Here is a 20,051-nt window from a genome sequence, read left to right on the forward strand (position 1 = left end):
AGAAAATAAAAAACTCCCCTTCAAATCATTTGATAAGAAGGAGAGCCTTAAAATGTCTATTCCTTATTTCTTATGTTGGGTTTGACAAGTTTAGACCTATCACCTTCTTCTTTTGTTTGAGGATTGTACGGTACTACATAATAAGAAGGGACATTAAATACATTTACAAAGGAATCTTTGTACTCATCTAAACCAGTAACAGTATCTATTAATTTTTCTTTTCCATTCTTCACTCGATAGATTCGATATTGTTGTCTGTGGTCAGTTGGTGCATTCCAATTAATGACGACAGTGAATAATCCAAATGGAGAGAATGATACTTTTGATTGAACATTAGAAATAGGCTCTAAATTTATCGGTGATTCTAAATCGTCTATATTTTTTGGCTTTTTAAATTTAGTAGATGGTTCTCTTCCTGCTTCACTTAAAATCTTTTTAAATAAAATGGTTGGATATGTACTACCATTTCTTAAAAAATGTTTTGAATCTGTTTTATCATATCCCATCCAAATTGCGCCTACTACGTCAGGTGTATAGCCTACAAACCAAGCATCTTTGTTTCCGTTTGTTTGGCCAGGTATATTTGTAGATCCGGTTTTACCAGCTAAATCGCCAGTAAAACTTCCTCTACTAGCTGTCCCTTCATTTACAACACCTTTAAGCATTTTTGTCATATACCAAGAGGTTTGTGATGAAAACACTTTATATTCCTTTATTTTCGCTTCAGCAACTAATTCATTGTTCCGATCATAAATTGCATTAATAACAAAAGGCTCTAATGCATCTCCATCATGATCAAAGGCACTATATGCTTTTACTAGCTCTAATGGTGTTAAACCAATTTTCAGTCCTCCAAGTGCCATACTTAAACCTTCATCGGGAATATTCAAATCCATTTTTTCTAAATACTCTTTCGCATTATCAATTCCAATATCATTTAATAACCAAACTGCCGGCACATTTGCTGACTCTATTAATGCATTAAACATCGAAATCGTTTTCGTATAAACTCCATTATAATTCTTCGGTTTATAATCTCCTAACGCACTCTGTTCATTTGGTAATAAAGAATACGGATTGTAGTTTCCCGTTTCAAGCGCTGGCGAATAGACAAGTAAGGGCTTCATTGTTGAACCAGGCTGCCTTTTCACGTTAATACGATTTAAACCTTGAAAATAGTAATTTCTACCACCAATTGCTGCCTCTACACCGCCTGTTTCGGAGTTTATTAATACAAAGGCTCCTTCTGCATTTTGATCAGTTCCCGGAAAATAGTTTCCATTTTTAAAATATTTATAGGCGGTTAATTGTGTTTTTTTATGGATTGGAACGACAACTTTGTATCCACCATTTAAAAGTTGGTCATAAGAAATGCCATATTTCTCTTTTGCTTCTTTTATAACCATATCAATATATGTAGCATATCCGTTTTCAAATTTTTGTTCCGTAATATGTAATACTGATGGTTTGCTTTTGGCTTTCTGATACTCAGATTCGGTAATATAATGCGTATCTAGCATTTTATAAAGAACAAGATTCCTACGTTCTAAAGATCGCTCTGGTTGTGTGACTGGATCATAATGTGATGGAGCTTTTAATAGGGCTGCTAACGAAGCACTTTCCTCGATAGTTAAATTTTTAACATCTTTTCCGAAATAATATTTTGCAGCTCCGCCGATGCCATATACCCCGTGACCGAAATATACCTGATTTAAATACATTTCTAGAATTTGATCTTTTGTATACTTTCTTTCTAGATTAATTGCTATAATTACTTCCTTTGTTTTTCTCATAAATGTTTTATCGTTCGTCAAAAAAACATTCTTTGCAAGTTGTTGAGTTAGCGTACTCGCACCTTGTACTTTACTAAATGCCTTTATATCATTTACTATAGCCCGAAAAATTGATTGTGTATCAATTCCATGGTGCTTATAGAAACGTTCATCTTCAATTGAAACTACTGCTTGTTTAGTATAATCAGGTATATCACTAATTGAAACGATTTGATGATTTTCATTATATAGCTTTGATACAAAATTCCCCTCTAAATCTACCATTTCCGATGATGAGTGGACGACTAACTTATCTTCATCTATAACATAATTGCCTAGGAAAACGATTAGTAAAAATCCAACAAAGCTAATTAACAGGACACCTAACAGTCCTATTGCTAAATATCCCCATTTTTTCAATTATTTCACCTTCATTTCTCTTACCATATAACAAATAGTATATCCATTTATTCCCATCAATAAGTCATTATTTCCTTTTTTTCGATGTATATTTCCTCGGAAATACATTTTTCGCCATTTCTTAATTGAAGATAATTTTGAAGGATATCAATTACATTTCTTGAATAGGTTATATAGATAGTAAGTAGGAGGGTGAAATAATGTCAGATTTATTTTCTTTATTAGATTCATATTATCCCGAAATGGTATCTACACGTAGATACTTACATGAAAATCCTGAGCTTTCATTTAAAGAATACGAGACAGCAAAATTCATTCAAAACTTTTATCAACAATTAAATATTCCATTCAAATCAAATATAGGTGGAAATGGTGTTGTTGCTACAATTCATGGTCGTAACCCCGGAAAAACAATCGCTTTACGAGCTGATTTTGACGCACTACCTATTCAAGATGAGAAAAATGTTCCTTACTCCTCAAAAGTACCTGGCGTTATGCATGCATGTGGTCATGATGGTCACACTGCTACACTATTATATTTAGCAAAGGCACTTCATGAGCAAAAAGATTCATGGGACGGTAAGGTTGTGTTCCTTCACCAACATGCAGAAGAATATGCTCCAGGTGGAGCAATTTCTATGATTGCAGATGGCTGTTTAGACGGTGTTGATGAGGTTTATGGAACCCATTTGTGGGCAATTGAAGATTTAGGAACAATTGGTTATCGAAAAGGACCAATCATGGCAGCAGCTGATCGTTTTTCAATCACAATCCAAGGTCAAGGCGGTCATGGTGCAGAACCCCATCGAACAAAGGACAGTATTGTTATTGCTAGTCAACTTGTTATGGCTCTTCAACAAGTTGTTAGTCGTGAAACAAATCCAATTGACACTGTAGTGTTATCGATTGGAAGTTTCGAAGCAAAAAATGCTTTTAATGTAATCGCCGATCGAGCAACTTTAATAGGAACGGTTCGTACGTTCAAAAAGGAAACACAGGAAAAAGTAAAAAAACAAATAGCTAGAATCATAAAAGGGATTTGTCTAGCAAATGATGTTACATACGAATATAAGTACGATGATGGATATCCTCCAGTAGTAAATCATGAAAAAGAAACTGATTTATTAGTTAAAGTAGCCGAATCAATTGATGAAGTTAGTCATTTAATAGAAATGGACCCTAAAATGGGCGGTGAAGATTTCGCATACTACTTACAAAAAGTACCAGGAACCTTCTTCTTCACAGGAGCTAAACCTCCTCACATTACAGAAGCATATCCTCATCACCATCCAAAATTTGATTTTGACGAAAAAGCAATGCTAATTGCAGCAAAAACACTAGGGTCCGTGACATTAACTTCATTAAAACAATCACAAAAATTAGTTGAGCAAAAATAAAAAAAAAGGAGAACTTTTTAGTTCTCCTTTTAGTGTGTAGACAAAGTACTAAAAACTTGATTTTCAGACTGATTGCAAGCGCTTGTCTTTCGAGGCGCGAAGCCTGGTGAGGAGCGGAGTTACCTTAAACGGTAATGAGCACCGCAGACAGGCGAAGTAACGAAGAAAGCGAGCGTTTGTCAACAGTCTGAAAGGAGAACTTTTTAGTTCTCCTTTTAGTATGTAACTCTTTAAATCAAATCGTCCTTCTTCTTCATATACCTTAATCGATAAGCATTTTTAGCTGTTTCACCTAATTGTTCAAGAAGTTGATAATTTACATAAGCTCCAACCGGTGCTCCAATAATAGGGACTAATTGCAGAAGTTTTGCTAAATCGATATGATCTCGATATTCTAGTTGTAATTGCTCCCAATTGACTTGAGGATTTTCATCTACTTTATCTTCCCACTTTTCAATAACTTGAAATACTTTTTTCCGATGGCTATCACTTGAAAAAGCAAGTTGAAAAATATAAAGCATAAATTGTCTTTCAAGCTCATCTTTAGGTGAGTAACCATAAATTTTTGCTGCCTCAACTAAAAACCTAATTTTTATCCCAAGTAATAACGGAAAATCGGCAAGACCGAGTAATATTCCACCTGCTCCTGTTCCCGCACCTTCTACAGCTGAAATCTTTTTGTACTCGTTTAATTTTTTATCTAAGATTAAATCTCTTTCTCTAAGTGTTAATGCTTTATATTCTTCATCACTGCCATTAAAAATAGTAGATCCTCCCATGAATAAAACCATCATATTTTTAACGGTTTTTGTGAGCAAATCTTGGATTTGTTCTGGTAATAATGATTGAAGCTTTAACTGAACTTTTTTTGCAGAAGTTTGAAAAATATTTGAATCTGACATTACTTTCTGTTTCCATCTAGATAGTTCGTACTGAATACGAAGTTCATAAGAATCCATTTTGTCCACCCTTTACAATTTTTGTGGCTTACTTAACCTTTTATGCACATAAAATTTAATTAACCACATTGAAAATAAAGTATACACAACGATTGCAATAATAAAGTTTAAGATTGACAAGCCCTTTATTAAACCAATAATACTAAAAGCTAGACTACATATTATTAGTAGTATATACAAAAGTGTCGAAATAGATTTTTTATTTTCTTCATTTGTATAAGGATAAATTTTCCACAGCAAATGATAGTTATACTGTTTTAAAATTGACATATTCTGTAAGGAAATTACATAAAGAAATAAAATGCCAATCAATATTTTCCCAATTGTAGTTGGCACCAAGTAAACTACAAACCCACCTACGAAAAGTTGTCTTAAAAACATACTTAAATAGTTACCATTTCTGATGAATGTACGAACTAGTAAATAATTCGCAGCATTTCTCATTTTAATTTTATTAATGATTGGATCGGCCCACTTTCTTCGCTTAACCTGTTGCTGAATAGACGGCACATCAGTAAACATATTCGCAAATCGATAAAAAGTCGCTAGTCTTGAAGTATCAAGTTTAACATTTCTTTCCCATTGTACTCTTTTATTTTTACTACCTATTTGATTAGATAATGCATAAACAGCTAAAATGACAATCATTATGACAAGGAAAAAACTGCTCCATTTACTTAATAACCCATAAATAAATAAGAAAGTACCTAGTAACCTTAAACAATAATCAAAAGCTCGGTTTAAAACACCACTATTTGTAAGGTGCAAGAATGAAACAAAGAGATTGTATCCTTTTAATAAGAAAATTATTACAATAAAGACGATAAAACTTGTTGTTTGTCCTAGTGAAAATTTCTTATAAATTGGATAAATAACACCTAACATCATTAACATTAAGTAAACTTGAATGATGTACGTTATGAAAAAGGAACGGACAAAGTAGCTTTTCATCTTTTTTTCTAAAGGTAGTAAATAATGTAAATCAGGTCCTTTAAAAAAAGTAGTTACTTGACCTGTTACAACAAGAAAACTAAAAAGAATAGCAATTAGTAATATAGCCGGAAAGTCTGGAGAAATTGTTTTTAGCATTTGTTGATAATAATATGCTCCCCCTCCAAACCCAAAAACAATTACAAATTTTATATGATCATTAAAAATATAACGACCATATTTACTCACTTCTTTTATGAAGCTCCTATACCGTGCTAACCATAAATCTTTTATCGTACTCATATTTCTTTTTCCTTCGTTGCAAAAATATAAATTTCATCTAATGAAGCATTTGGCATCTTATATTGAGTTTGTAATTCGTTTAATGTACCTTTTGCAATAATTACTCCTTCATGCAAAATAATAAATGAATCACAATAAATTTGAGCAGTCGATAAAATATGAGTAGACATTAAAATGCCTGCTCCTTTTTCTTTTTCATTGTTCAAAATCTCAAGTAAATCATTTATCGCGATTGGATCTAATCCTAAAAAGGGTTCATCTATTATGTATAACTGTGGTTGGACAATAAGGGCACAAATGATCATTACCTTTTGTTTCATCCCTTTAGAGAATGTAGAAGGAAAATATTTTCTTTTATCATATAATCTAAATGTTTTTAATAGCTCTTCACTACGTTTTTTTAAATCCTTTTCAGGAATATTATATGCCAAGGCTGTAATTTCAAGATGTTCCTGCAAAGTTAATTCATCATAAATCATCGGTGTTTCAGGAACATATGATATGCTAGCACGATATGCAGTTGGATCTTTATCAAAAGATTCACCATTAATTAATATGTCACCTTTAAATGGTTTCAAAAGTCCTAATATATGTTTTATAGTCGTACTCTTACCGGCACCATTTAACCCGATTAACCCAACAAGTTCATTCCTATTAATCGTAAACGAGATATCTTTAATGACAGGCTGTCTAGTGTATCCACCTGTGACATCTTTTACATGTAATAAAGTCATTCTTTACAAATCCTTTCAAATGTACTTTTCCTATAAATTTTATTGTATCAAATAATAATCTTAACTTCCTTATTATCATATTTATGGAATGCTAAAAAAAAATCCTTCTTTTTTTGAATACTATTTTAGGTTAAGGGTATTATAATTCTTGAAGGGAAAGCAACACACTTTCCAGTTCAAAATTTGAAATGAGGTGTGTGTTAAAGGAAATTTAATTTGCGTTCAAACCTAAGTCAGATACTTGTTTAAGTGAAATGAGGTATCTCCAAAGATTAACATCGTTGTCATATACAGCAATGCAAATATCTAAGGAGATGGTGCGCTTGAACATGATCTATAAAAACAAAGGTCATTAGTATACCAATTTGTAAATGAGGTGTCTCGAGCAGAACATATAATTTATTTATAGGTGTACCAATTTATTGAACATTAAAGCAAATGAGGTGTCTGTTAAAGACAATTTAACTTATTAACCTAAAATCATTTTCTAAAATCTTTCCCCTTCATCAAGGAGCAACTACTGGTTGCTCCTTGTTTTATTTGTTGAAAAACAAACTTTTTAAGTTATTATTAAGAACAATGATTGTTGATTTCCACTACAGGATACTCGCTTTCCATGGGTCGAGACCTCAGCCACCTTGTCATCATCCGCTCCAAACAACTAATTCATTTAATCTATACCTTATTTATCCAATTAACTAACGGCCATTTCTTCAATCTGATTCAAGTCCCTCTCTGTTATCTAGCTTTCCTCTCATCCTTTGATGTCTTTTAAATTTTCATCCCCTATTAAGAATACTTTCTTTACCGCAGGGCATCATAAGTTTTGAAGAGAAAGCAACACACTTTCTAATTCAAAAATTTGAAATGAGGTGTGTGTTAAAGGTAATTTAATTTGCGTTCAAACCTGTGCAAGGTAACGGTTAAAGTGAAAAGTCTCCCAAGATAAAGCATCGTTGTATAAACAGCAGTGAAAATATCAAAGGAGATGGTTAGCTTGAACATTACCACTTAAAAACAAAGGTTTTAGTATACCAATTTGTAAATGAGGTGTCTCGAGCAGAGCATATAAATTTATTTTAAGGTGTACCAATTTATTGAACATTAAAGCAAATGAGGTGTCTGTTAAAGACAATTTATAATTACTCCAATATTCTTTCCTCTTCATCAAGAAGCAACATTAGTTGCTTCTTGTTTTAGGTTGTAGAATAGAAGTTATGTTACCCACTTCTAGATGTCCACTTTAGGTTTGTTCATCGAGAGCACGTCCTTCCCGTCCCTATACTATACTTTTAATAATCCAAATAAATTAATTAGTCTAAAACTGCTTTTGTTTTTATTGTTTTTGCATACTTTCTTTTATACAGGGCATCATAAGTTTTGAAGGGAAAGCAACACACTTTCTAATTCAAAAATTTGAAATGAGGTGTGTGTTAAAGGTAATTTAATTTGCGTTCAAACCTATGCAAGGGTAGATGTTGAAGTGAAATTTCTCCATAGATAAAACATCGTTGTATAAAACAGCAGTGAAAACATCATAAGGAGATGGTTAGCTTGAACATTATCACTTATAAACAAAGGTTTTAGTATACCAATTTGTAAATGAGGTGTCTCGACCAGAGCATATAAATTTCTTATAAGGTGTACCAATTTATTGAACATTAAAGCAAATGAGGTGTCTGTTAAAGACAATTTATAATTACTCCAATATTCTTTCCCCTTCATCAAGAAGCAACATAGGTTGCTTCTTGTTTATTTTTTCCTGGCCCTATTTCCCCTTTAACCTACGCCTATGTTAAAATAAGGAAAAAAGTGAAAGGAAGTATAAAAAATGGCACATGACGCTAATTGTATTTTCTGTAAAATTGTTGAAGGTAGCATCCCAGCTTCAAAAGTATACGAGGATGATGATATTTTAGCTTTTTTAGATCTAAGTCAAGTTACAAAAGGACACACTTTAGTCATTCCAAAGGATCATGTTGAAAACATATTCGAAATGAGTGAAGAGACAGCTAGTACATACTTCCGAAAAGTACCTCAAATTGCGAATGCAATGAAAGAAACTTTTAATGTCCAAGGTGTAAATATTTTAAATAATAGTGGTGAAGTTTCAGGCCAAACTGTATTTCATTATCATATGCATATTTTACCACGATACGGAAATAATGATGGCTTTGATGTAAAATGGCATTCAAACCAAAATCAATACACAAATGAAACACTACAAGAGATTGCAAAATCTATCGAAAATAACATTATTAAAAAATAATAAAATAATCCCTTTTATATACGAAAACAGGAGAGTGAATATCTCCTGTTTTCGTTTTTTTTATGTAAATTCCATCTATTTTCTGCATTTTATACTATATTTTTATAGCGTTATATTATATATTTACTATATTACCAATAATATTTTATCGACAATCACTCTATAGTTTCGCTAAAATTATTATATAAGCATAATTTTTACAACCCACAACACTTAATTATAATATAAAAATGTAGAATTTTATCAACTACTTTGTGAAAATTTTTAAAAATTCTAACTAAAAGTTCTTTATTTATTCACATATTATTGGCATAATAATAAATAGATAGTTAAATAGAAAAGAAGGTGAATTGATGAAAACTGAACAAAAATTATACACAATGAAAGAAGCTTTGATTTTTAGTCAAAGAATTGCCCAAATTTCTAAAGCATTATGGAAGTCAGTTGAAAAGGACTGGCAACAATGGATTAAGCCCTATGATTTAAATATCAATGAACATCATATTTTAATGATCGCCTTCCACTTAAAGGGTGCGTCTATTTCTGAAATTGCTAAATTTGGTGTAATGCACGTATCGACAGCTTTTAACTTCTCTAAAAAGCTAGAAGAACGTGGTTTATTAGTGTTTTCTAAAAAAGTAGAAGATAAACGTAATACGTATATTGAATTAACAGAAAAAGGTAAAGATATGCTATTAGAGATTCTAGGTGAATTTGATCCAGAGACAAATTCAGTTTTTCAAGGTACTTTACCATTAAAAGAATTTTATGGTAAATTTCCAGAAAATATGGAAATTATGGCTATTTTACGTAATATTTATGGAAAAGATTTTATGGATATATTTGAAACAACGTTAGGTAACATAGATAAAGAATTTATTGAAGAAGATAATCGTTTAATTAAGAAACCTTAATATCTTCTTTAAAGCTACAATTTCAGTTTATTTGTCTTTGAAATTGTACAAATAAATAGAAGCGGGGCAAGATTAATTAAATCCTTCCGCTTTTTATTTCGGCCACTTTTGTTCAAAATTTCACATAATTACCTCTTTAAATCCTTCAGGCTCATTTCCATTTCTATATTTCTAAATTTCATTTAACAAAGTATATGTACATCATTAACTATTTTAATCTGGAATAAAAACTCAACCGGAGGTACAATACCTCCGGTCGAATATTTGTCTTATTTACAAATTAGATGCAAGCTGCTCCTACGATAATTAATAAGATGAACAATACAACGATTAACGCAAATCCTCCACCATGGAATCCTACGCCCATCATTCACACCTCCTTTTGCTACATATCTTATCTTATGCGTGTAGTAAAAAATGGTCTGGGCAAATGTATAAATAACCTTCATTTTTGAAGATTCATACTACTTATAAAAATGAACACCCAATAATGATTAACAAAATAAACAGGATCACGATTAATACAAATTCACGCGATGCTTTCCCCTCCATTTTTCCACCCTCCTAACAGTAATCCATAATAATATATAGACGAATGCCTTAAATGATTGGGCGAATGTCACGATTGACAAGTTTTTAATTTGCAGGAAAAACATGATTTTTAGACAAAGTCAGGAGTTAAAATATAAAAAAATAGAAATCTGCCTTCATTTATTCCCCTTCTCTTATATTGCCTACATTTCATTTAAAACTAGTTCAAGTTTCCTTAAAATTAATTAATATTTAATTAAAAAGCATACCAAATTATTCTTTTTTTGGATAAACTTTGTCACATTGAAGAAAAATATGTTATATTAAGTGAAGTTATTTCCAGTAAAAGGTATGTCTAAATACAGGAAAAATTAAGATTTAAGCTCCATACTTTAATAAGTAAAATTTTTCTTTATAAGAAATCATTTTAAATTTTTATTAGGAGATGTTTAAATGAAAAAGTTAATCGTATCTGCAGTTTTAGCTACCTCAGTATTCGGACTAGCAGCATGTGGATCTGCTGGTATTAGTAACGATGTTGTTGCTACATCTAACGCGGGAGATATCACATCTAAAGATTTATATAACAAGATGAAAGATACAGCGGGATTAGCAATGCTTAAGCAAATGGCTATTGAAGATTATTTAAAGAAAAACTACAAAGTTAGTGATAAAGATGTTGACGCTAAGTTCAATGAGTACAAAGCACAAAATGGTGACCAATTTAAAGCTTTCTTAGCTCAGTACGGATTTAAAGATGAAGCAGCATTTAAGGATCGTGTTAAAATCGATTTATTAACTGAAAAAGCTGCTGAAGCTTCAGTAACTAAAGCTGATCTAGCAAAATATAAACCAGAAATTAGAGCTAGCCATATCTTAGTAAAAGATGAAGCTACAGCTAAAAAAGTTGAAGATGAATTAGCTAAAGGTGCAGATTTTGCAGCAGAAGCAAAAAAATATTCTACTGACACTGGTTCAAAAGATAAAGGTGGAGATTTAGGCTATTTTGGAGAAGGTGCAATGGTACCTGAATTCGAAGCAGCTGCTTATAAATTAAAAGTTGGAGAAATTAGCCAACCAGTTAAATCACAATTTGGATACCATGTTATTAAATTAACTGGTAAAAAGACTGCTAACGAAAAAGATGCTCGTAAAAAAATTGCTGAGTCTAAGCTAAGCCAAGAAAACTTCCAAGCATTCTCTGATGAACTTCTTAAAAAAGCTAAATTTAAAGTAAAAGATAAAGACTTAGAAAAACAAGAGAAAAAATCATAAAAAAAACCTGCCTAAATGGCAGGTTTTTTCACGCTGTTGAAAAACAACCTTGTCAATTAAATTACCAAATTTTCGTAAAAGGAGTAAAGTGATGTTGATTTCCACTACAGGGTGCTCGCTTTCCATGGGGCGAGACCTGAGCCTCCGGGGTCTCAGCCTTCCCGCTAATCCCATAGGAGTCGATCACCCCTCCGTTCCAATCAACTTATACAATTAAAAAAAGTCTGTAATTAAATACTAGTCAAATAGCTTTTACTTAGAGTAATCTAACTGTTGTATATTAATCAGCTTGTAGATCAATTAATACCGAACAATTGTTAAACTAAACTATAAAATTTTTTCCCTAAAAAAGCCCATAATATTTTTAACTTCTAAAAAAATCATTACTAGTGTTATTCGAATAATAAAATTGCTCAAACACTTTTACATTTAAAACCATTAAAAAATCATTCAAAAAATGCTAATTTTATCATTATTAACTGTTCATTTAAAGTCCGTTTCCCTATTGATGACTTTATATTTCATCCAATTAAAAAACCTGCCTAAATGGCAGGTTTTTTAATTGGATGAAATCTCAGAGTTAATAAGTAATTGCTCTCTTCGTTCTCTTTCTTCTTTAATTCTTTGTAAGTAAATTTCTCCCTCTTTTTCAATGTAAGCTTCATCTGCATCTCTTTCTTGTTTCGAGGTGTAAAGCACCATAAATCCACTTACAAAAATTCCTAAAATCACGATATACATCCAAAATGGTAAAATTGGCATTGATTTTCCTCCTTAGTAGACAAGCATTTGCTTCATTATATGGCTAATAAAGAGGAAGTATGATTAATTTAAAATTTTGGTTTGTAAAAACTACGATTTTCTAATGGGAAAATACGCTCTGTATATTCTCCTGGTTCAACTCTTTCAAGTGCGCGGTCTAACATATTCATTTTTGCATCGATATTATCAATATAATGTAATATTTCCGCTTCTTTAATTAAAGGTAGTTTTGGACTACCATACTCATACTTACCATGATGACTTAAAATAAGATGTTGTAGAACAGTGACCTCTTCTCCCTCAATACCTAGCTCGATTGAAGCATTTCCAATTTCAATTGCCATAAGCGAGATATGTCCTAACAAATTACCTTCGACAGTATACTTTGTTGAAACTGGACCAGATAACTCTCTTACTTTTCCTAAATCATGTAGTATGATTCCAGCATATAGTAAGTCCTTATTGATCGAAGGATATAAATTCGCAATTGACTCACCCAATTTCAACATACAAAAAACATGGTATGCTAAACCAGAAACAAATTCATGGTGATTTTTAGTAGCCGCTGGAAAATCAAGAAAATCTTCTTGATTTTTTAATACTAGATACTCAGTAAGCTTTTTAAGTTTTTCATTGGTCATATTATTAATATATGAAGTAATTTTCTCATATAATTCTTCTTTAGAAACTGGTGCTCTTGCGAAAAAATCTTCCGGATTAACTTCGTCTGTATCTTTAGTTGGACGAATTTGGCGTAATTTAAGTTGAAGTTTTCCTCTATAATCGTGAAGCTCCCCTTCAACTTTTACTACAGTTCCTTCAACATACGCTTCTTCTTGCTCTGAAGAAATATCCCAAAGTTTCGCCTCAATATCTCCACTTTGATCTTGTAAAGTTAAAGATAAGAATGTTTTTTGATTACTTGCTACACCTTTAGTAACAGCTTTGACAAATAAAAATGTTACAAATCGTTCGCCAACTTCATAATCATATACTTTTTTATCCATAAGTACCTCCATTTTGTATATGCTTCCTTAAGCTCTACTTAAGTAAATAGCTTAAAATATTTTGGAAAATTAATTTCACAAAATAAAAAAGGAAAATCAAATTATGTATTAGTCGTTTTACTTATCCTATTATACGTTAAAATAGATACTTAGCCCAACAATGTTCTTACAAAAAATTAAGACATAATCTAACAATTCTTAAAATCCGTTATACCTACAAATGTCAAAATTTTAAATCTGAACTGAATTTTTTTATAATTCAAATTATTACTTTACACAGCTTTTCAATCTATGCCAAAATAGTAATATCGCAACTACTTTAGGGAGGTCTAGGACATGGCAACATATCGAATTACAGCTTTTGAAAAAAGTGGCGAATCAATTGTCGATGAACAATTTGAAGCTAATTCTGACTTAGAAGCAAAAAAAATTGGTACAGAAAAACTTACTACACTCGGTGCACTTGATAAAACACACCGTTGCATTAGTCAAACTGGTAAACTACTTTTATTTCATCCATAATGAAACAAGCTGCGAAAATTTATCGCAGCTTGTTTTTCCATCTAAATTAATGTTTAAACTACCAATCAAAGTTTCAACATTTTCTAACTTCTGCTTGGCCAGGAACGTCCCTTTTAATGAAATAGCTGTCGAGAATTGCTCAACAGCCATAGGATTACTTTTAAGTGCATCCTATTGACATTTTAGGAAGCAGGTTCAACTTTTGTAGCTTTATAGCCAGAGCCATCCCATATGAGATATACTCGATATTTTTGCGAGCCTTTTGTCTTTGCTGATACAGTCCCGACTGAACCACCTGGGTTGCTTTTATCACTTCCTAAAAACCAAACAGTCATATTACTTGAATCTATTCCAGCAGCAGATGAGATTGTCTGTAGCATTGCCTGCCAGTCTTGAGAATTTCGATCATAGCTTGTAACATGCTTCGTACTTTGTGCACCCGTTTGTTCTGGTGTTTCCGGTGCCGTGCCATTTGAATCGTCATCATCAATTGTTTGAACCGTTGTAGATGTCTCTTTTACACCATTATCATCATTCTTTTCGCTGTTTTTGGCCGATGCATAGTCACTTTTATTAGAACCTGCTTTATTATCATTCGGCGAAAAAATGGAATACGAGACAAATGCTATTAGTATTAGTACGATTCCAATTGATCCAAATAAAATGAGTTTTGTTTTTTTTCTTTTCGCTCTTGACGTTGTACGTGAATTACTTTGAATCTTTTTCAATCTAACCACTCTCCCAAAACTGAGAATGTCAACATTCTACCATGAGTGGAGAAAAACTTATAGTCTTGTATTTTAAAATTAACCATTTCGTAAAACAACTGTTAAGTTTTTTTCATTGTCAGACATAATTGAACTAACAAAGACTAGTGCATAATAGAATATAGACAATCTAATTTTTAATGAAATATTCTTTATTTATTAAAGACATAGAATTACAGAAAGAAAATAGTAGTGTGATAGTAAATAGTCTTTAAAAAATTATATCTATTATTTCAGGTTATTTAATTGTACTTTTGTTAATTTTATTTGTACATCTTTTCTTTTCTTCTAATCAAAAAAATCGACCGAATCCAGTCGATTTCACAATCCTTATTTCCCAGTAAAAACAGGAAGTCTCTTTTGTAAAAATGCCTGTAAACCTTCTTGATGATCAACTGTTCTTCTCATTGCACTTTGTCCTTCTTTTTCATATAAAAGTACATTTTTTAGGGAATCTAAGTTACCATTACTGTAGATTTGTTTTGTTTGGATCATCGCACTTACGGGTTTATGAAGAATAGACTTCACACGTTCATTAATTTTTTGTTCAAAGTCCCCACTGATTACTTCATCAACTAAACCGATTTCTAGCGCTTGCGTTGCATTTAGTTTTTTACCTTCCCAGATCAGTTGTTTAGCTTTTGTTTCACCTAGCCTTTTTTCTAAGAAGTAATGTGCACCACCATCAGGAATTAAGCCAATTCCGATAAAGTTCATTGCCAATACACCTGATTCGTGAGCAAGAACGAAATCACTAGCAAGAGCAAAACTTAGTCCTATTCCAGCAGCTGGCCCATGAATCGCACTAATAACGATTTTAGGTAAAGTATATAATTTAACTACTACATCTGTAATTAAATCCATTACTGGACCAAAAGCAGACTCATCTGTGTTACTTAGCATTGATTTTAAATCTCCACCTGAAGAGAAACCTTTGCCATTTCCACATAGTACGACTACATCAACGTCTGAGCTAGCAATTTCATCCAGTACATCTCGAAATTGTCTGAATGTATCTTCATTCATTGCATTCAATACTTCAGGTCGATTAAAGACAACAGTTGCAACTCGTCCCTCTTTTCTTAATAAAACATGTTCTGCCGTGTTTGAAATAGACATAAAAAAATCCCCCTTGTTTTCATGGTTAATTTAAACATTAAACATCGCAAGGGGAATTTCCTTTATTTCTCATTAATTTGATTGATTACTTTTGGAAAATAACTCATCTAAAATCTTAATTTTTGCATTTGTATAATGTTCATAACCTTCATTATACGATTTAGGATCTTTTGCATTAGCAAAACGAGTTATTTGACGAGTTTCCGGATTTACAAACTTACTAGATGCACCACAACCTAAACCAATAATTGTTTGTTCTTCTTCCATAATTAAAATATTATACAAGCTTTCTTGACCATCAACAGAGTATCCAATGTTTTCAAGATTACCTAATATATTTTTTTGACGGTATAAATAGTAAGGATGATAGTTATGATTTTTTGTCCATACAGTTGCTTCAGTCATCATTTGCAGCACTTCATCTCGATCTGCAACTTTATATTTTTGTTTGTTTTGCGTCATTTCTGAGGCTCTTTTAAATGAAAGTGTATGAACAGTCAATGATTCAGGCATTAACTTTTCAGTTTCATCTAATGTATATTGAAATTCTTTTAAACCTTCTCCAGGTAAACCAATAATCAAATCCATATTTATATTATTCATACCCATTGCACGGGCTAAATGATACTTTGTTATTGTTTCATCTACAGTGTGATGTCTTCCAATCGCTTTTAAAGTTTCTTGGATATAGGACTGTGGATTTATACTAATACGATCAATATTCCATTTATTTAAAACATCTAATTTTTCTGGCGTAATTGTATCAGGCCTACCAGCCTCTACCGTAATTTCACGAACCTGCTTCATATTTGGAAATGATTCGTGCATCTTAGCATACAGTAAGTCCATTTCTTCTGCTGTAATACTAGTAGGTGTCCCTCCGCCATAATAAATCGTCGTAATGTTAATTCCACGTTCCTTTAGAAACTCACCAATTTTTTCCATTTCGTAATGTAATCCGTATAAGAATGAATCGACTGCACCTTGTTTCCCTTGAATAGCATAAGCTGGGAATGTACAATAAGCACACTTAGTAGGGCAATATGGGATACCTATATAAAGACTAACCTCATTTTGTAAGTTATATAAATCTGGTATTACTTTTAATTGACGATCGACGATTGATTGCATTAATTCAATTTTTTCGTCATGGATTAAATAGTCATTTCGTAGCTCATCATGTGCCATTTCCTTTGACATACCAGATTTAAGTTTGGAATGAAGGAGCTTAGTTGGTCGTATACCAGTTAAGATTCCCCACTTTTGCTGGATTCCAGTATGCTCCTGTAGTAATGATAAAAAGACAAAGTTAACTGCTTTCTTTTTAAATTTAAATGATTCTCGATCATCTTTACCATCTACATAGCCTGTAGTTGCTTCGAAATTCGTACCTAACCTACCAACTACTTGTTTATTAACTTCATCTAACACAAAACTTACTTCTATATCTGCATCTATTTTTTCTAACGATACATCACAGTCTTCAAAGAATAGTTGAGCTAATAGCTCTAACGGTCTTTGAAAACGAATATCCTCTAAACCTTTAATATATATTTTCATTTTATTATCACCTTTTTAAGTTATCACTTAAGTATAAAATTAAAGAGTAACAAGGTCAATTATTTAAAATCCACTAAAAAAGCCTGGTTTTCGAAGAGAATTCTCTTGAAAGCCAGGCTTTTATTTATTTTTCGATTTTTAAATGTGTTTTTAAGAATGGCAGTGGGAATTGTTTCCTGAAATGCTCCTTGATCATATAAGGAACACCATTTTGATCATTAGATCTTGTAATCCAGTCTGCTACTTTTTTAATCTCTACAGGAGCATTTGACATAGCAACTCCTAAACCTGCATGCTCAATTAATGGTAAATCACTAAAATTATCTCCGATTACAACCATTTCGTTATAAGAAATTCCTAAATGTTCACCTAATCGTTTTAATCCTGAATATTTTGAAATTCCTTTTCGAACGATTTCAATTTTACGATCTTCATCACATAAGCAATCAAGATGTGGATACTTTGCATTCAATTCTTGTTTCACCTTATTTTTCTCTACTTCATCAGAGAAATAACATTCGATTTTTAACGGTGCTATTGAATTTTCCAGAATGCTATCTGAAAGTGATTCAACAAATTGGATTGGATAAAAGACAGGATCAGCATTTGATAAAACTGCTTTTGCCACTAAATTAGATTGTAATTTTTTTCGATTTCCGATTGAAAAATGTTCATGTGATAACCGAATATTACAATCATACTTTTCTAGTTTTTTAACGATGTCATAAGCTTCTTCCTCTTCAATTCTCTTTTCAAATAATGGTTCATCAAGCTTTGAAGAGATAAAGGCACCTGAGTGAGAGACCATAAGGTTATTAACCTTAAGAGCTTTTGCAATTTTTTTTGTAGCTTGGAAATTTCTACTTGTATATAAGGTTACATAAATCCCTTTGTCTTGAACGTATTCAACAGCCTCTTTCGATTCTTTTGAAAGTTTTCCATTGGATTGCAATAAAGTACCATCTATATTAATTGCAAGTAACTTATAAATCACTTAATCTCCCCCATTTCGCGAAGAAATACCTTACTAGAAATATATGACATGCTTCATTTAATTAGAACATTATAGGCTTTTATTATATCCATTCTTATTTGAAGTCTCTCCTATGATAAAAAAGGGATAAAGAAAGGCAGGAAAAAGTAAAAGAATGAAAGATCCTCTTCTTATCCTGCCTTTTAAATATTAAAGTTCAAGTAAAGCTTTATAAAATTCTTCTAATGGACTCATGACAATTTTATTTACATCTTGGATGACTAAATTGAGTCTTTGTTCTACTTGCATTAAGTTTGCAATTAAAGGATTTTGAGACACTCTTGCAACAATTTCTTGTCCTTTTGCATTTTCTTCAGGTGTAACTGCTTCACCTTGATACATTTTTTGTTGCATCGCCTTTTGGAAATTTTGAAATTCCATAAATAATGGTTTTGCATTTGGATCAGCTAATACTTGTGAATATAGTGATTGTAAGTTTTTAAATTCAGGTTGCTCCTTAAAAGCGTTTTGTAGTGAGTATGCAATATCATAAATATTTACAGCCATGTTACTACCTCCTATAAACTTTTGTATCTCCACTATAGCAAACATTCTATTATATGTCAGTCTTTCTAAAATAAATCAAACTTTCTTCCCTAAAAATTTCCTAAAGGCATTCACCAACTAGGCGAATATCACATAGTATACAACGACAATTATTTTGGAAAGGAGGAGAACCATTGCAATCTTTTCCTAAAAATCAAGAACCCCAATCTTTTGTTGTAGTAACTGATTCAATCAATGAGGATTCATTAAATCCGCTCGGTTCAATAACGACACTTTGTGAGGAACTATCAGAGTTATGCGGAGACTCTGATATTGATTTCTATGTAACGACATTTAAAAAACTACTAACGAATGAATTAAAAGGATATAAGCGTTCAGATAATGGCTGGACTTTAATGAATGTACCTGCCCCTTCCATCATTCATAACCGAATTCATTCAAGAAGACTTGAACGAACGAAAGAGTTTAAATTACTTAATTCTTCGCTAACAAGTCAACAAATACCTTTTTTTAATGCTCGCTTCTTAAATAAGCTTGAAGTTTTTAAAGCTCTAATCGATTCAGCCTATATAAAGCCATACGTTCCATATACTGAGGAATGCTGCTCAGTTGAACAATTAGAGAATTTTATTCAAAAATATAAAACGGTTTTTATTAAACCAATTCACGGTAGCCAAGGTAGAAACATTTTTAAGGTTACAAAAGATAAAGATTTGTATCGTTTAAAAAATAGCCAAAATTCCGAAGTAGAAGTTGAATATAAATCAATTTCTCAACTATTTCATCCAATTAAACAGCAATTAAGTAAGCGTACTTTTATCATCCAAGAAGGCTTACCTTTAATTAGTAAAGATGATCGACTTGTTGATTTTAGATTTTTATGTCACAAAAATAAATTTAATAAATGGGAAGTAACTTCAACTGTAGCAAGGATTGGCCACCCTACGCAGTTTGTAAGCAATTTGGCACGCGGGGGTGACCTTCAAAAAATTGATCAGTTTTTAAGTCAATATTTACAAAAGAAGGAGCGAATTCACTTTAAAAAATTATTGATAGAATTAGCCATCGAATGCTGTATATGTATAGACTCCTCCTTTGATGGATTATTCGCTGAGTTTGGAGTGGATCTTGCTATAGACAATGAATTTAACCCTTGGGTTATCGAAATAAATTCAAAGCCATCTAAGGATTTACAAGTTTCAGAATCAATTCAAAAAATTAGACCTTCAACAAAAGCTATTTTTTCTCTTGTTCAATCATATTTATAAGT

General features: G+C 31.8%; 20 protein-coding genes. 6 read left to right on the forward strand and 14 right to left on the reverse strand.

Going from position 1 to position 20,051, the window contains the following annotated elements; genetic code table 11:
- Nucleotides 1–56 precede the first annotated feature (56 nt).
- Nucleotides 57–2,192: a transglycosylase domain-containing protein gene (locus tag MY490_RS17100; protein WP_248266750.1), complete on the reverse strand. Its 2,136-nt coding sequence runs from the start codon at nt 2,190–2,192 to the stop codon at nt 57–59.
- Nucleotides 2,193–2,389: 197 nt separating this feature from the next.
- Here MY490_RS17100 and MY490_RS17105 point away from each other — a divergent pair, with 197 nt between their 5' ends.
- Nucleotides 2,390–3,589, forward strand: coding sequence for a M20 family metallopeptidase (locus MY490_RS17105; RefSeq protein ID WP_432707090.1), 1,200 nt, complete (start codon nt 2,390–2,392; stop codon nt 3,587–3,589).
- A 230-nt stretch (nt 3,590–3,819) separates the two neighbouring features.
- Here MY490_RS17105 and MY490_RS17110 read toward each other — a convergent pair whose 3' ends face one another.
- The 3 genes from MY490_RS17110 to MY490_RS17120 are packed head-to-tail and all read right to left on the reverse strand — an operon-like array spanning nt 3,820 to nt 6,515.
- Nucleotides 3,820–4,548 carry an EcsC family protein gene (locus tag MY490_RS17110; RefSeq protein WP_248266752.1) on the reverse strand — a complete coding sequence of 243 codons (729 nt, stop codon included), beginning with the start codon at nt 4,546–4,548 and terminating at the stop codon, nt 3,820–3,822.
- A gap of 12 nt (nt 4,549–4,560) precedes the next feature.
- The gene (locus MY490_RS17115; RefSeq protein ID WP_248266753.1) at nt 4,561–5,781 is read right to left on the reverse strand and encodes an ABC transporter permease; all 1,221 of its coding nucleotides are present in this window, start codon (nt 5,779–5,781) and stop codon (nt 4,561–4,563) included.
- Nucleotides 5,778–6,515 carry an ABC transporter ATP-binding protein gene (locus MY490_RS17120; protein ID WP_248266754.1) on the reverse strand — a complete coding sequence of 246 codons (738 nt, stop codon included), beginning with the start codon at nt 6,513–6,515 and terminating at the stop codon, nt 5,778–5,780. Before MY490_RS17120 ends, MY490_RS17115 begins: the two co-directional genes overlap by 4 nt.
- A gap of 1,831 nt (nt 6,516–8,346) precedes the next feature.
- On the opposite strand from MY490_RS17120, the gene MY490_RS17125 reads away from it, so the two are divergent.
- Nucleotides 8,347–8,784 carry an HIT family protein gene (locus MY490_RS17125; protein WP_248266755.1) on the forward strand — a complete coding sequence of 146 codons (438 nt, stop codon included), beginning with the start codon at nt 8,347–8,349 and terminating at the stop codon, nt 8,782–8,784.
- Between the two features lie 353 nt (nt 8,785–9,137).
- Nucleotides 9,138–9,698, forward strand: coding sequence for an HTH-type transcriptional regulator Hpr (locus MY490_RS17130; RefSeq protein ID WP_097973757.1), 561 nt, complete (start codon nt 9,138–9,140; stop codon nt 9,696–9,698).
- A gap of 280 nt (nt 9,699–9,978) precedes the next feature.
- Here MY490_RS17130 and MY490_RS17135 read toward each other — a convergent pair whose 3' ends face one another.
- Together MY490_RS17135 and MY490_RS17140 are read right to left on the reverse strand one after the other, a co-directional pair.
- Nucleotides 9,979–10,068 (reverse strand): YjcZ family sporulation protein, encoded by a 90-nt coding sequence (locus tag MY490_RS17135; RefSeq protein WP_097973758.1) that lies wholly within the window; start codon nt 10,066–10,068, stop codon nt 9,979–9,981.
- A 98-nt stretch (nt 10,069–10,166) separates the two neighbouring features.
- Entirely contained in the window at nt 10,167–10,250 is an 84-nt protein-coding gene (locus tag MY490_RS17140) for a YjcZ family sporulation protein (protein ID WP_098234279.1), read from the reverse strand.
- Nucleotides 10,251–10,682: 432 nt separating this feature from the next.
- Between MY490_RS17140 and MY490_RS17145 the strand changes: the two genes are divergently transcribed.
- The gene (locus MY490_RS17145; protein WP_248266756.1) at nt 10,683–11,504 is read left to right on the forward strand and encodes a peptidylprolyl isomerase; all 822 of its coding nucleotides are present in this window, start codon (nt 10,683–10,685) and stop codon (nt 11,502–11,504) included.
- A 558-nt stretch (nt 11,505–12,062) separates the two neighbouring features.
- Here MY490_RS17145 and MY490_RS17150 read toward each other — a convergent pair.
- Complete coding sequence (locus tag MY490_RS17150) at nt 12,063–12,266, reverse strand: sporulation YhaL family protein (RefSeq protein ID WP_248266757.1); 204 nt, start codon at nt 12,264–12,266, stop codon at nt 12,063–12,065.
- Nucleotides 12,267–12,334: 68 nt separating this feature from the next.
- Nucleotides 12,335–13,273, reverse strand: a complete 939-nt coding sequence (gene yhaM / locus MY490_RS17155; RefSeq protein ID WP_248266758.1) for a 3'-5' exoribonuclease YhaM — start codon at nt 13,271–13,273, stop codon at nt 12,335–12,337.
- A 336-nt stretch (nt 13,274–13,609) separates the two neighbouring features.
- On the opposite strand from yhaM, the gene MY490_RS17160 reads away from it, so the two are divergent.
- Nucleotides 13,610–13,795: a YhzD family protein gene (locus MY490_RS17160; RefSeq protein ID WP_248266759.1), complete on the forward strand. Its 186-nt coding sequence runs from the start codon at nt 13,610–13,612 to the stop codon at nt 13,793–13,795.
- Here MY490_RS17160 and MY490_RS17165 read toward each other — a convergent pair.
- The 6 genes from MY490_RS17165 to MY490_RS17190 form a co-directional block, all read right to left on the reverse strand.
- The gene (locus tag MY490_RS17165; RefSeq protein ID WP_248266760.1) at nt 13,781–13,945 is read right to left on the reverse strand and encodes a hypothetical protein; all 165 of its coding nucleotides are present in this window, start codon (nt 13,943–13,945) and stop codon (nt 13,781–13,783) included. The genes MY490_RS17160 and MY490_RS17165 overlap by 15 nt on opposite strands.
- Nucleotides 13,946–13,977: 32 nt before the next feature.
- Nucleotides 13,978–14,523: a YrrS family protein gene (locus MY490_RS17170; protein ID WP_248266761.1), complete on the reverse strand. Its 546-nt coding sequence runs from the start codon at nt 14,521–14,523 to the stop codon at nt 13,978–13,980.
- Nucleotides 14,524–14,892: 369 nt separating this feature from the next.
- Nucleotides 14,893–15,681, reverse strand: a complete 789-nt coding sequence (locus tag MY490_RS17175) for an enoyl-CoA hydratase (RefSeq protein ID WP_248266762.1) — start codon at nt 15,679–15,681, stop codon at nt 14,893–14,895.
- Between the two features lie 72 nt (nt 15,682–15,753).
- Entirely contained in the window at nt 15,754–17,241 is a 1,488-nt protein-coding gene (locus tag MY490_RS17180; RefSeq protein ID WP_248266763.1) for a coproporphyrinogen III oxidase, read from the reverse strand.
- Between the two features lie 124 nt (nt 17,242–17,365).
- Complete coding sequence (locus MY490_RS17185; protein ID WP_248266764.1) at nt 17,366–18,235, reverse strand: Cof-type HAD-IIB family hydrolase; 870 nt, start codon at nt 18,233–18,235, stop codon at nt 17,366–17,368.
- Nucleotides 18,236–18,424: 189 nt separating this feature from the next.
- Nucleotides 18,425–18,781, reverse strand: a complete 357-nt coding sequence (locus tag MY490_RS17190) for a YlbF/YmcA family competence regulator (RefSeq protein ID WP_097973772.1) — start codon at nt 18,779–18,781, stop codon at nt 18,425–18,427.
- A 173-nt stretch (nt 18,782–18,954) separates the two neighbouring features.
- Here MY490_RS17190 and MY490_RS17195 point away from each other — a divergent pair, with 173 nt between their 5' ends.
- Nucleotides 18,955–20,049: a YheC/YheD family endospore coat-associated protein gene (locus MY490_RS17195; RefSeq protein WP_248266765.1), complete on the forward strand. Its 1,095-nt coding sequence runs from the start codon at nt 18,955–18,957 to the stop codon at nt 20,047–20,049.
- The last annotated feature ends 2 nt before the right edge of the window (nt 20,050–20,051 follow it).

This window comes from Gottfriedia acidiceleris (genome assembly GCF_023115465.1).
GTDB lineage: Bacteria > Bacillota > Bacilli > Bacillales > Bacillaceae_G > Gottfriedia > Gottfriedia acidiceleris_B.